The 12,089-nt window shown below is 46.9% G+C and carries 10 protein-coding genes; 5 read left to right on the top strand and 5 right to left on the bottom strand.

The window, feature by feature from the left end:
* Positions 1 to 229 precede the first annotated feature (229 nt).
* Together QUA45_RS01570 and QUA45_RS01565 are read right to left on the bottom strand one after the other, a co-directional pair.
* Complete coding sequence (locus QUA45_RS01570) at positions 230 to 796, bottom strand: hypothetical protein (RefSeq protein WP_333097852.1); 567 nt, start codon at positions 794 to 796, stop codon at positions 230 to 232.
* A gap of 173 nt (positions 797 to 969) precedes the next feature.
* Positions 970 to 2,334: an ATP-binding protein gene (locus QUA45_RS01565; protein ID WP_333097853.1), complete on the bottom strand. Its 1,365-nt coding sequence runs from the start codon at positions 2,332 to 2,334 to the stop codon at positions 970 to 972.
* A 261-nt stretch (positions 2,335 to 2,595) separates the two neighbouring features.
* Here QUA45_RS01565 and QUA45_RS01560 point away from each other — a divergent pair, with 261 nt between their 5' ends.
* The 5 genes from QUA45_RS01560 (at position 2,596) to QUA45_RS01540 (ending at position 7,541) form a co-directional block, all read left to right on the top strand.
* Positions 2,596 to 3,441: a M48 family metallopeptidase gene (locus QUA45_RS01560; protein WP_333097855.1), complete on the top strand. Its 846-nt coding sequence runs from the start codon at positions 2,596 to 2,598 to the stop codon at positions 3,439 to 3,441.
* 112 nt (positions 3,442 to 3,553) lie between these two features.
* Positions 3,554 to 4,027, top strand: a complete 474-nt coding sequence (locus QUA45_RS01555; protein ID WP_333219069.1) for a tryptophan-rich sensory protein — start codon at positions 3,554 to 3,556, stop codon at positions 4,025 to 4,027.
* Positions 4,028 to 4,253: 226 nt separating this feature from the next.
* The gene (gene ftsH4 / locus QUA45_RS01550) at positions 4,254 to 6,128 is read left to right on the top strand and encodes an ATP-dependent zinc metalloprotease FtsH4 (protein ID WP_333219067.1); all 1,875 of its coding nucleotides are present in this window, start codon (positions 4,254 to 4,256) and stop codon (positions 6,126 to 6,128) included.
* A 303-nt stretch (positions 6,129 to 6,431) separates the two neighbouring features.
* The gene (locus QUA45_RS01545; RefSeq protein WP_333219065.1) at positions 6,432 to 6,875 is read left to right on the top strand and encodes a Tse2 family ADP-ribosyltransferase toxin; all 444 of its coding nucleotides are present in this window, start codon (positions 6,432 to 6,434) and stop codon (positions 6,873 to 6,875) included.
* A 30-nt stretch (positions 6,876 to 6,905) separates the two neighbouring features.
* Positions 6,906 to 7,541 carry a hypothetical protein gene (locus tag QUA45_RS01540; protein WP_333219063.1) on the top strand — a complete coding sequence of 212 codons (636 nt, stop codon included), beginning with the start codon at positions 6,906 to 6,908 and terminating at the stop codon, positions 7,539 to 7,541.
* A gap of 72 nt (positions 7,542 to 7,613) precedes the next feature.
* Here the strand turns inward: QUA45_RS01540 and QUA45_RS01535 are convergent, their stop codons facing one another.
* The 3 genes from QUA45_RS01535 to QUA45_RS01525 form a co-directional block, all read right to left on the bottom strand.
* Positions 7,614 to 8,513, bottom strand: a complete 900-nt coding sequence (locus QUA45_RS01535; protein ID WP_333219061.1) for a M48 family metalloprotease — start codon at positions 8,511 to 8,513, stop codon at positions 7,614 to 7,616.
* Positions 8,514 to 8,817: 304 nt separating this feature from the next.
* Positions 8,818 to 10,410: a B12-binding domain-containing radical SAM protein gene (locus tag QUA45_RS01530; RefSeq protein ID WP_333097866.1), complete on the bottom strand. Its 1,593-nt coding sequence runs from the start codon at positions 10,408 to 10,410 to the stop codon at positions 8,818 to 8,820.
* A gap of 422 nt (positions 10,411 to 10,832) precedes the next feature.
* Positions 10,833 to 11,798, bottom strand: a complete 966-nt coding sequence (locus tag QUA45_RS01525; protein WP_333219059.1) for an NAD(P)-dependent oxidoreductase — start codon at positions 11,796 to 11,798, stop codon at positions 10,833 to 10,835.
* Between the last annotated feature and the right edge of the window lie 291 nt (positions 11,799 to 12,089).

Raw genomic sequence — 12,089 nt, 5'->3', positions numbered from 1 at the left:
TCTCGTTGGTATCGAAGTTTCGATTTCCCTCGCACCCCCCTTAATAAGGGAGACTTTTAATGATCTTCCCCCTTTATTAATGGGAGTTAGAGGGAACGTAAGAAGACTCTTTTCCCTGCCTGAATAAGGGGGGTTAGGGGGGAGCGAAACTCAACTATAAACGATATTTATTATGGGTTTTAGTCTTAAGTTGAGACGAATGGTAACAGTCAACCGTCAACCAATTAACCTAATTCAAAAATACTCTCCCATCTTCCTGAATTTCCAGGGATTTTGTATCAGCGGCCACCTCAGTTGTCGCGCTGAAACTGACTTGCAACATACCCGGCATCGCGGTTGCTTGGGGGCGAACCAGCACCAATCCGCCGTCTGGGCGCTGGTAAGTGAGGGTGATTGGCACTTTGAGGGCTTGAAGCAGAATTTCAGATTGTTCGCCCAGAGTTCGCGGCTGGGTCACGCCTACGATTTGATAATTGATGACAGCATTGGTGGTATTCACCAGTTTAATTACTATCATGCCTTCGGCAGGCGTAACTCTCGCACTGGGCATGGGGAAGCGGGGAGGCGCATCTGTGGGTGTAGAGGGCATCCCCCTCAGACCCGGACTTGCAGCCGGAGTTGGTTCGCTGACGGGTTCTTCAGTGGCTGCAGGAGTCTCTGCGGGTTGGGAAACGGGTTTTCCTTGTTGGGGCGGTGGGCCGCCGGCTTGGGAAAGTGTTGCGAGACTAACGAGTAAACCTCCGCAGGTGGCTGCTAGCAAGCTGATTTTTTTTAACGGTAGATTGTGGCGAAACATAAATAACTCCTCACAAGTTCGATCGAGGTTTTCCAACAACGTTTATGTTAATCTATGGCGGAAATGAATTTTAATAGCTGGGTTTGGGCGCGAGGTAGGAAGAATAAGGGTTTGAGGGGTAGATTTTTTTTAAACCGCAGAGGGCGCAGAGGAAGAGAGGAAGAGGGGAAGTTTTAAAGGCGGAATTGTTCTGATTTGTGGGCGGGGAGGGTGACGGTAACGGCGGTACCTCGATCGACTTGGCTGTCAATGCGGATTTGGCCGCGGTGATTTTCGACAATTGCTTTGGCGATAGCTAATCCTAAACCGGAACCAGCGGCGCTGCGGTGGGTGCGGGCGGGATCTGCGCGATAGAATCGATCGAATAAATGCGGCAGGGCTTCTGCGGAAATTCCGATGCCGGTGTCTGTTACTTTTATTTGCAGCGCTGGGTGTAACATTGGCGAATTTCTTTTGTTTTTAGCTGCCACCTCCAATTCTACTTGAATTTGACCTCCAGAGGGGGTGTACTGCACGGCGTTGCTGACGAGATTGGTAAAAAGTCGGGCTAGTTGATCCCAGTCTCCCAACAGTGTAAAGTTGTCCTCAGCGTTGGGCAGATCGACAATTTCCAAAGAAAGAGAGAGATTTTGGGTTGTGGCGATCGCCTGTTGTTCTTCAATTACCTCCATCAGCAAAGCATCGAGAGGAACCTCAATCCACTGCTGCTGGACGATACCGCTATCTTGTCTGGCTAAGAACAGCAAATCGTCAACCAAGCGCCCCAAACGGCGCGTGAGACGTTCGATAACTTGTAGCTGTTGATGCTGCTGCGGTTCGATATCCGGTTCCGCTAAAGCTACTTGGACGTTAGTTTGAATAGTGGCGATCGGATTTCTGAGTTCGTGAGAAGCATCAGCAGTAAACTGTTTGAGACGCCCGTAAGATTCCCGCACAGGTTTCATAGCCAATCCCGACAGCAGCCAGCCAATAGCTGCAACGCAAATTAGAGTTAAACTCGCGCCCAAAATCAAATCGAGAATTAATTGGCGGATGGGTTTTGTCACTTCAAACCAAGGATGGCTGACTCGCAAATATCCCAGAACTTGGCGGCCGCTTTGTACTCGCTGCGTTACTTGTCTGAGGGAATAGTTTTGATCGGACTGTAACTTATTATTAATTATCCAAACTGTTTCGCCGGTACGGTTAGCGTGAATGGGAATATTCAGCGGTTCCGATAATGTAGACCACAGCAATTCCCCCGTAGGACTGAACCATTCTAAATCAATGTGGTCGTCTTCTACTGCATCGGTGCTATCTCGAAAACTCGCTTGAATATTAACTTGCAATTTAATTTTCTCTGTGGTACTGGGGAAAGTTAGCGGTTCGATAACGAGAGTTCGCTCTATTACTTCTACAACATGATTGAGAGTGTCATCAATGCGATCGATCAAAGTATTGCGGACGTAGAAATAGAAACCAGTGGCGAATACAAGTAACAATACAGCAGTAACGGCAGTGTACCAAATAGCGAGGCGGCGGCGGGTAGCTTGAAACATATTGCGAAGGAAGTTCGGCAACGGATTGTGTAATGGATTCAACAGATTTAACCGATTTAATAACTATAACCTTCTTCTATTATTTTCTTCTCTTCTTCTTTTCCTTCCTGTTCTTCGCACCTTCCCGGTTCGTAAAAAAAAGCCTTATTCGCAAATTATTTCAAAAAACTCTAACAACTTTCCATTTTTGATACTTCAGGCAGATGTGGAGGTAGCGGTCAGCGTAGTAGTCTGAGCGCGAAACTTTTTAGGTAAAAGCCTGTGAATAAATTTTTATTTCGAGCCGCGATCGGGCTATTAATGGCATTTTTTGGAGCAATCACCTATTTTACAAACGACGTACAAAATCCGGTAACTGGAGAGAGACAGCGGGTACAGCTTTCTCCCCGCCAAGAGATAGTTTTGGGATTGCAGGCGCGAGATCAAATGGCCGCCAAGTACGGGGGGCTTTATCCGAGTCAGAGTATTCAGGAGTATGTCGATCGAGTAGGAGAACGAGTTGTCAACGGTTCGGCCGCGAAACAAGCGGGTTATCCGTTTGAATTCCACCTGCTGCGAGACCCCGAAACTGTGAATGCTTTTGCTTTACCGGGGGGACAAGTTTTCATTACTGCAGGGCTGCTGCGACGGCTCAATTCCGAGGCTCAGTTGGCTGCTGTACTCGGGCACGAAAGCGGTCACGTTGTGGCGCGCCACGCTGCGGAACACTTGGCAAAACAGCAGTTGGGCAGGGCTTTGGTAACGGCGGTTGGGGTGGCTACTAGCGACGATCGCGGTGGGGGTCAGCAAGCAGCATTAATTGCTCAAGCTGTCAATCAAGTGGTCGGTTTGCGGTACGGTAGATCGGATGAACTTGAGAGCGATCGGCTCGGTTTTCGGTTTATGACGGAGGCGGGTTACGATCCGAGAGGTATTGTTGAGGTAATGCAAATTCTCGGTGCAGCTAGGAAGGGCGAAGCACCGCCGGAGTTTTTGAGTTCTCACCCAAACCCTGAAAACCGAGTTCAAAAGTTGCAAGCTTTAATCGCGCAAAATTACCCTAACGGCGTTCCCCCTAATTTGGTGTCTGGACGCGAAGAGTTTGCTAAGAATTTGTCTGGCGGTTAGCAATAATTGCATAGGGCTTTACAAAAGTTATTACTAAAGGCGGATCTAAGTTCGGCTGGGAGTTGGCACGATCGACTTAATGAGCGATCGAGCAATTGGAAAGTTGAAAACCATGATTCAATCTTGGATTATTATCGGCGGCGTGACTTTCTCAGTCGCCATGGGTACTCTGTTTTTTAAACTGCGCGATATTAACTGGGCAGTCAAACTTCAAAGGCCGGATTGGATGTTTTTTGAGCCTGCAATTCCGTTAATTTGGACGGTAATTTTTGCTTGCGGGGCCGGCAGCGCTACTTTCGTGTGGGAACAGGAACCAGGGAGCCTTAAAACATGGCTGCTGATGGCTTTGTACTTACTTTTAGAAATTGTAACAGTTGCTTATATTCCTGCTACTCTCAGAGCCAAAAGCCTGAAAGTAGGAACTATTTTGGGAGGGGCTGGCGAGATTTTGGGATTTGTGCTGGCGTTTGTTGTTTTGCCGATTTCTCAAACCGCGGCTTTGTTACTTTTGCCTTACGTGATTTGGGGTGCGATCGGCACTTATACAACCTGGGAAATGATTCAATTAAACCCAGAAGCTGCATAAATATTCGGCGCTCTGCGGCGCACCCTACATACTATAAGGCTCTTCTCTTCCTTCGTTTTCTTAGCGTCTTCGCGGTTCGTAAAAAAAAGCATTGTTAATAATAGCAAATCCCGGCTAGCGGGTTAACCCACCCGATAAAGTGAGGAAATCCGCTTAACATTGTCTGCCTGGTTGATGAGAAAATAGATGAATAAAACGGCTTTAAATCAAAGGATGACAGTTATCAATGGCCATTAAAGACCAGCCCCAACCACCTCGTTTTCGACAAATTAGCAATGTCTTGTTATTGCTCTCAAGTTTGTTTCTGCTGGCAAACATCTTTTTACCGAATTTGTTCGGCCCCCAAATTCCCCAAGTGCCTTACAGCTTGTTCGTCCATCAGGTTCAAGAACAAGATGTAGTCCGAGCTTCGGTAGGTCAAAATGAAATTCGCTACCAACTCAAAGGCGAAGGTGACAAACCCGGTCAAGTGCTGTCAACTACGCCAATTTTTGACCTGGAACTGCCTAAACTTTTGCAAGAAAAAGGCGTTGAATTTGCGGCAACTCCCCCTGCCAAAAATGGCTGGATCGGGAGTGTTTTAAGCTGGGTGGTTCCGCCGCTGATTTTTGTGGCGATTTTTCAATTTTTCATGAACAGGCAGGGTGGCGGGCCGCAGGGTGCGCTCTCGCTCGGCAAAAGCAAAGCTAAGGTCTATGTAGAAGGCGAATCGGCGAAAATTACTTTTGCTGATGTGGCTGGAGTAGAAGAAGCTAAAACTGAATTAGTGGAAGTTGTTGAATTCCTGAAAACCCCTGACAGATTTACGGCAATTGGCGCGAGAATTCCGAAAGGCGTGCTGTTAGTCGGGCCTCCGGGAACTGGCAAAACTCTGTTAGCAAAAGCAGTGGCTGGTGAAGCTGGCGTACCGTTTTTTAGCATCTCCGGTTCGGAGTTTGTGGAACTGTTTGTAGGTGTTGGTTCTGCAAGAGTTAGAGATTTATTCGAGCAGGCTAAGAAACAGGCTCCTTGTATTATTTTCATTGATGAATTGGACGCGATCGGCAAATCTCGTAGCAGTAACGCTAGCTTCGGCGGGAATGACGAACGCGAACAAACTCTCAATCAACTGTTAACTGAAATGGACGGGTTTGCGGCGGGCAATACTACGGTAATTGTTCTGGCTGCAACTAACCGCCCGGAAAGTTTGGATGCTGCTTTGTTGCGCCCTGGTCGTTTCGATCGCCAAGTTTTAGTCGATCGCCCCGACTTATCTGGCCGCGAAGAAATTTTGAACATTCACTCTCAAAAAGTGAAGTTGGGCCCGGATATTGACTTGAAGGCCGTGGCCGCTCGCACCCCCGGTTTTTCGGGCGCAGATTTGGCAAATTTGGTCAATGAAGCTGCTTTGTTGGCGGCCCGCAACAAACGACTAACTGTAGCGCAGGAAGACTTTTTTGAGGCGTTTGAGCGCGTTGTGGCCGGCTTGGAAAAGAAAAGCCGGGTACTCAATGAAAAAGAGAAAAAGATTGTGGCTTACCACGAAGTCGGGCACGCGATGGTGGGTGCTGCGATGACTGGCGGCGGCGAAGTGTCAAAAATCTCGATCGTCCCGCGCGGTATGGCTGCTTTGGGTTACACGTTGCAGGTACCGACTGAAGACCGTTTCTTGTTGGATGAATCGGAGTTGCGCGGTCAAATTGCTACACTGCTTGGAGGGCGATCGGCTGAGGAAGTCGTGTTTGGTAGCATTACTACTGGCGCTTCAAATGACTTGCAAAGGGCGACTGATTTAGCTGAACGGATGGTGACGACTTACGGGATGAGTAAGGTTTTGGGGCCTCTAGCTTACGATCGAGGTCAACAATCAATGTTCCTCAATGACGGTATGGGAAATGCCCGCCGCGCGGTAAGTGCTCAAACTGCGGAGGCGATCGACCAAGAAGTGAAGGAAATTGTCGAAACTGCACATCAGCAAGCTGTGGATATTCTGAAAGCAAATCGAGAGTTGTTGGAAACAATTACGCAGAAACTGTTGGAAACTGAGGTAGTGGAAGGTGACGCACTTCGCGAATACCTCCGTCAAGTGCGGCCTTTAGATAAGGTTCCGGCTTCAGTTTAATAGGGTTTAATTAAACCGCCGATGAACGCAGATGATTCCAAATCATCTGCGTTTTGCGATCGTAATCCACGATGAGCCGACTGAAACAGACAACGGCAAACGGACAAACCCGCGTTTGTGCGATCGCAAGTAATCGTATTCAGGGAGAGCAATCACAGGGCGCTCTCCCTGATACTCAAATCAAAATAAATGAGCACTGACATCTCACGAATTAGCTGCAAAAACAAAGAGCGATCGCATCCAACCAATGCAGCAATTACATTATGATTGGTCTGGCGATCGAGTTGGGCTGATAAAAGGCTAATGGCAAGACTCTATTATCGAGGCATGGCAGAAGAAAACGGTAAACCCAAAATGGGACGCAACGCGAGGCTACTGGGAGTCAGACCCAGTATTGACATTGATGTTGAGCAAGTGCCCAAAGACTGGTTGGATGAACAAGGTTATTTACTACCAGAAACAAAACGCAAGTCTTCAGAAGAGTCTGTCACTGTAGCCATTAGAAACACAAAAGGAATGTCTGTTTCCCTCTCTATCGAAGGCTTACCACCATTCCGCAAACCCCCAAAATTTGGCGGAACAGGAAAAGATCCTCTTTGGCAGATTGACGACAGCAAGATCCTGGGAGATATTGAAGCTGTGCAAGATAGTCCAACTCATGTCAGTATTTTGCCAAGCGCTACAATGCTTTTAGAGAAATATGAAGCAGCCCTGGCACAGACACAGAACGAATGGGAGAAAGTTTGATAGTTTAATTTAGTCAACGGGAGAACAGCAATGGCATGGGTGTTTAGCTTATCGGCTGAATGTGGCACAAAGCAATCGGAAGCACAGCAATTTGCTCAATATTTCAATAAAAGTTTCTGCCTCCTCTCAAACGGTAGAGTTTCCCAATGTCGGGCAGAAATTTTTCAGGATATAGAAGAAAATTGGTGGTGTCGAGTTTGTCCAAGTGGGATCAGTGAGATTGGCATTGACACTCCAAAAAGTGCTTATTTAATGACGGAAATAGGTAGATTTCTGTATCTGCGTTTGCGGTTTGCTCCACCGTTTCGGTATGCTTTAGTTGGTATGGAAGTAGATGAGTTTAGAACCTACAGCGAATTGATTGAAGAGCCTGGCTTGGCTTTTCCTGGATTGGTTTTAGCTGAATCTGTTTGGCAAGCAACGGGAGCATCTTCGGTTTTTCAATCGTTCAGTCTGGGATATGTTTGGAAGCCCTATGAAGGTGAAGTTTATAGACCACTACTAGCATCACCGGACTTAAAGAACAAGCCTGATGAATTGCTGCGCGGGGTAAATTTTTTCAATGGAGGCATCACCCCTCACAGTAACTCCAAAACTGTGCGATATTTACGGAGAAAGCGATCGCCCTCTACCTCTCGAAGAATTAGTCGCTCCATAAAGCGATAGTTATAAACAAACAGAAACCCTGCTGCTTCAAACAACCGAGTTTCTAAATATTGTTGCTGCATTTTCGATCGCTCAAACTCCGTTTATGTAAGCCATAACAGGAGTACCTTGCTGCTGCTTCTGCGCGATTTCCAAAAGGCGCTGAATCCGATCCTCTGTCGGCGGGTGAGTGCGGAAAAGTGACTGCAAACCTTTAGTCGAAAAAGGATTCACAATCAGCAGCGGCGACATCGCAGGATTGCCGTGCATCGGAATTTCATGACCCATTTTCTCTAATTTCTGCAGCGCGTTTGCTAAACCGATCGGGTTATTGGTAATTTCCACCGCACCGCTGTCGGCTGCAAATTCCCTCGTCCGAGAAATCGCCAATTGAATTACGGTTGCTGATAGCGGTGCTAAAATGATTAAAAACAGCAAACCAAACGGATTGGCGCCTTGTCTGCTATCCCGCGTTACCGGCCCGTAAAGAGCTCCAAAAGTCAGAATTCGCCCGACAAATGTAATTGCACCGGCAATTGTCCCTGCCACTGCTTGAGTGAGGGTATCGCGGTTGCGGATGTGCGTGAGTTCGTGCGCTAAAACGCCTTCCAATTCGTCGCGGGAAAGCAGATTCATGATGCCTTCAGTAACTGCTATTGTCGCGTGTTCCGGGTCTCTTCCTGTGGCGAATGCGTTGGGAGATTGAGTGGGAACTACAAAGATTTTCGGCACCGGAATTTGGGCTTTTTCGCTCAGCGATGCTACCATATCGTAGATTTCTGGTGCTTCGCTGCGGGCGATCGGCTGAGCGCGGTAAGCCATTAACGCGGCTGTGTCGGAATAGTACCAAGAGCTAAAACTTGAGAAGGCGGCTAGCGCTAAACCGATGTAAAGTCCTTGCTCGTTGCCGATTAAATAATAACTTCCTAAAACTAGAAGGCCGCTTAGGAGTCCTAAAAGAGCTGCTGTCCTGAGTTGATTTGTTCCTAGCATGGTGGGTTGAGGACGATCGATATTTTGATTTTTTTGAGCTTGTAATTAGATTTTCATAGTTGGGGGCGATCGCGCCTCTACCTGCCGAAATAACTGCTGCCGCCAATAGTAGTATTTCACTTTTTCAGTGAGAAACTGGGAATCCATCGGGAGGCTCTCTCGCCTGCTCTCAAAAGGCGGCAGAGCCGCAGGATATGACATTTCCAGCCAGAACCTGGAAACGAGATTAAAAACAAAATAAACGCAGACAATTTTACATTCCTCTGCGTTTACCTGCGTTCATCTGCGGTTGAATTCTCCAACCCTAAACCGCTTGCACTTGCTTTTCCTCAACAGCAACAGGCTCTTGATATACAGTTTGAGACTCATTAGCCAAAAACTCTGCCAATTGAGCTTCAATTTCATCCCGCACAATCTGGCGGTATTCCAGGAAATGCTCGTTGTGAGCACACACAGTCAAATAATGATCCCAAACCGCAGGATTGCGTTTGAGAATGCTGAACAAATGATGCCAGAACTTCCACCGAGTTTTGCGCTTGACTCCCTGCCGCCAAACCACAGTTAACAGTGCTCGCAAGTCGATCCAACTGGGAATTCTTGCAGGTATATTTGCTGTAGGTGCACCCAGCATCAAGAAGTGGCGATAGGTGCGGTCTAAATATTTCTCAGCATCGTACACATCAGAAAATGCCTGAACATATTCCCTCGCGATATCTTCTAGCGGCCGCGTCGGAATGAAGTTCATCAAAGTTGTCTGGTTGAGGTTGCCCGATTTGTCGCGCAACCGCCCTTCTTTTGCTAGTCGGTGGGACAATGCAGTGTGTGGCAAAGCTTGCAGCATTCCAAAGGTTGTGCTCGGAATTGCTGCTGCTTCTGCAAAGTCTACAATGCGCTGACCTGCACCGGGTTTTTCGCCGTCAAATCCGATGATAAATCCGGCCATTACTCGCAAACCGGATTTGGCAATTAACTCTACGGATTCTATCAGGGAATTGCGGGTATTTTGGAATTTTTTCGTCATTTGCAGGCTTTCTTCATCGGGAGTTTCAATCCCTAGAAATACTGCATTGAAATTGCAAGCAACCATCATGTCCATCAATTCTTGGTCTTGGGCTAAATCGATGGATGCTTCTGTGTTGAAAGTAAACGGGAATTTGTGCTCTTCTTGCCAAACTTGTAAGTCTTTTAGCAACAGTTTTACATTGCGTTTGTTGCCGATAAAGTTGTCGTCTACCATGAACACGCCGCGCCGCCAGCCCAAGTTGTAGAGACAGTCCAATTCTGCGATCAATTGTTTTGGTTCTTTGGTGCGGGGTTTGCGACCGTAGAGCACGATGATATCGCAAAATTCGCACTGGAAAGGACAGCCTCGGGAAAATTGAATTGACATCGAGTCGTAGGCGTCTAATTCCAGCAAATCGAAGCGGGGGACTGGGGTTGTGGTAACATCGGGTTTTACGCCGTCCGATCGATAAATTCCGCTTTTTTCGCCGCGCCCTATTGCTTCGACGAACATGGGCAAGGTGATTTCGCCTTCGTCGAGAATCAGGTAATCAATGCCCGCTGCTTGAGGTTCTTCGGGTACGGAAGTCGGGTAGGGGCCGCCGCAAGCTACGGATTTACCGCGCCGTTTTGCTTCGCGAATGATGTCTAGCAAATCTTCTTTTTGGACAATCATTGCGGAGAGAATAACGAGCTCTGCCCATTCCCATTCTGCTTCGGTGATTTGTCTGATATTGCGATCGACTAACTTAAATTCCCATTCTTGGGGTAAAATAGCTGCTACTGTTACCAAACCCAGCGGTGGCAGCAGAACTTTACGATCGACTAATTCTAGGATTTTCTCGTAAGACCAAAATGTTTTCGGAAACAGCGGGTAAACTAGAAGAACTCGCATTATATGTTAAACCTCACATCAGTAAACAACTTGCGATCGGGCTGGCGTGTTTGAGAGTTCGATCGACTCTCAAGACTTCATGTTAAGGCTAAAATTACGATCTTGCACTCGATCGAATATCTGGCGAGGGGTAACACCCCCTAAGACCAACAAATGGAGCGCAATTTTTAGCTTGCAGTTCCCTGTTAAAGTTTGCAAATGCTGATATCTTATCCTATTTGACCCTTAATTGACGATAATCGCATTGAAAAAGCATAGGATTAAGGCAAAAAATAACTGGAAACAGTAAATTACTGCTTTGGTGCGCCATAAGAACTTTACATTAGTGGCTTGATGCACATTGACTCTTCCTTTTCCCTCAACATTCATCCGTTACATCCGTTACATCCGTTATAAAATCCGCTGCCGAACTTCCTTCTGGCCTAATTTGAATCTTTGCCGGGAATCCCGCTAGTTCTTAACATATCGGCAATTGTGCCGCAGTAACTCGGCATTCCTATGCTTTCGGGATTCACAAGATTTTGATAGGTAAAATGGCGGTAGCTGATGCAAAATCTATCCCAAGCAGCCACCTGAATTCGGAACAGCCAAATAAAGAAATCGGCCAGCCAAGGTGACAGAGTAATCCGAAAAAATATCTTTTTATTCAAATACTGACAAGCTTGTTCTACCACTTCGTTAGCTGTAATCGCCGGATTTCCTAGCACAAAATGTCGCGGTTCCTCGGAAGCCGGCGGATGTTCAACTAAATAATTAACTACTTTAGCAATATCTGCGCCGTGGATGAAGTGAAAACTGCCATCTGCCTTAAACCAGCGAATCAAACCAATCCATTTTGCGACAAGTGGCAGGCCAGACGACAAGTGAGAAACTGGTTTTTCTGCATCTCCTCCCAATACTAATGTCGGGTAAAGTGCCGTAATTGGAGGCACATTGGTCAAGGCTGACAAATGCACCATACAGTTGTATTTTGAGCTAATATAATCTGTCCCCAATTCCCCGGCTTCTTTGAGCAAATTGTTGTCTCGACCGAGAATGCTGGCAGTTGAAAAATAAATTACTTGCTGGCAAGTCTCTGGCGAAAGTAGTTGAATTAGGCGGAGAGTTTTGGTTACGTTAACGTCAAACACTTCTTGAGTTCCTCCCCAAGCAGTGGCAGCTAAAATTGCGACATTAATTGTTTGCAGAAGTTCGGCTTGTCGATCGATATCTCGCATATCGCCTTGTATTATATGGATGCCGGGGCGGGCTTTCCAGTCAAATTTTAATTTTTCTGGGTTGCGAACTAAGAGGTAAAGTTCGTGGTTTGTTTCTTGAATCAAAGTTTCGGCCATGTAGTGACCGATACAGCCACTTGCACCCGTCACAAAAATTTTTTTGGAGTTCATTTGGCCGCAGGGGAAGAGGGGAGGATTTGACGCTTTTTCGACGGTAGGGAGACGGCATTGCCGTATCCCCACAAATGAAAACGATTAGATGCAATTAAACTTACATCTTGCAGCATTCTCAAGAACAGGCAAGATGCCTGTTCCACAAAAATTAAATTTTATTGTGGGGTGGGCAGGAGAGCCCGCCCAATAAGGGACTATTGCAACAGGTGCAAAATGTCAGATTAACTGGATGCGCTCCGATTATATAATCTTTTTCCACGGTAGGGAGACGGCAATGCCGTGTCTTAC

It is taken from the genome of Microcoleus sp. Pol12A5, assembly GCF_036701435.1.
Classification (GTDB): Bacteria; Cyanobacteriota; Cyanobacteriia; order Cyanobacteriales; family Microcoleaceae; genus Microcoleus.
This window is presented reverse-complemented; position numbering and strand designations above follow the sequence as displayed.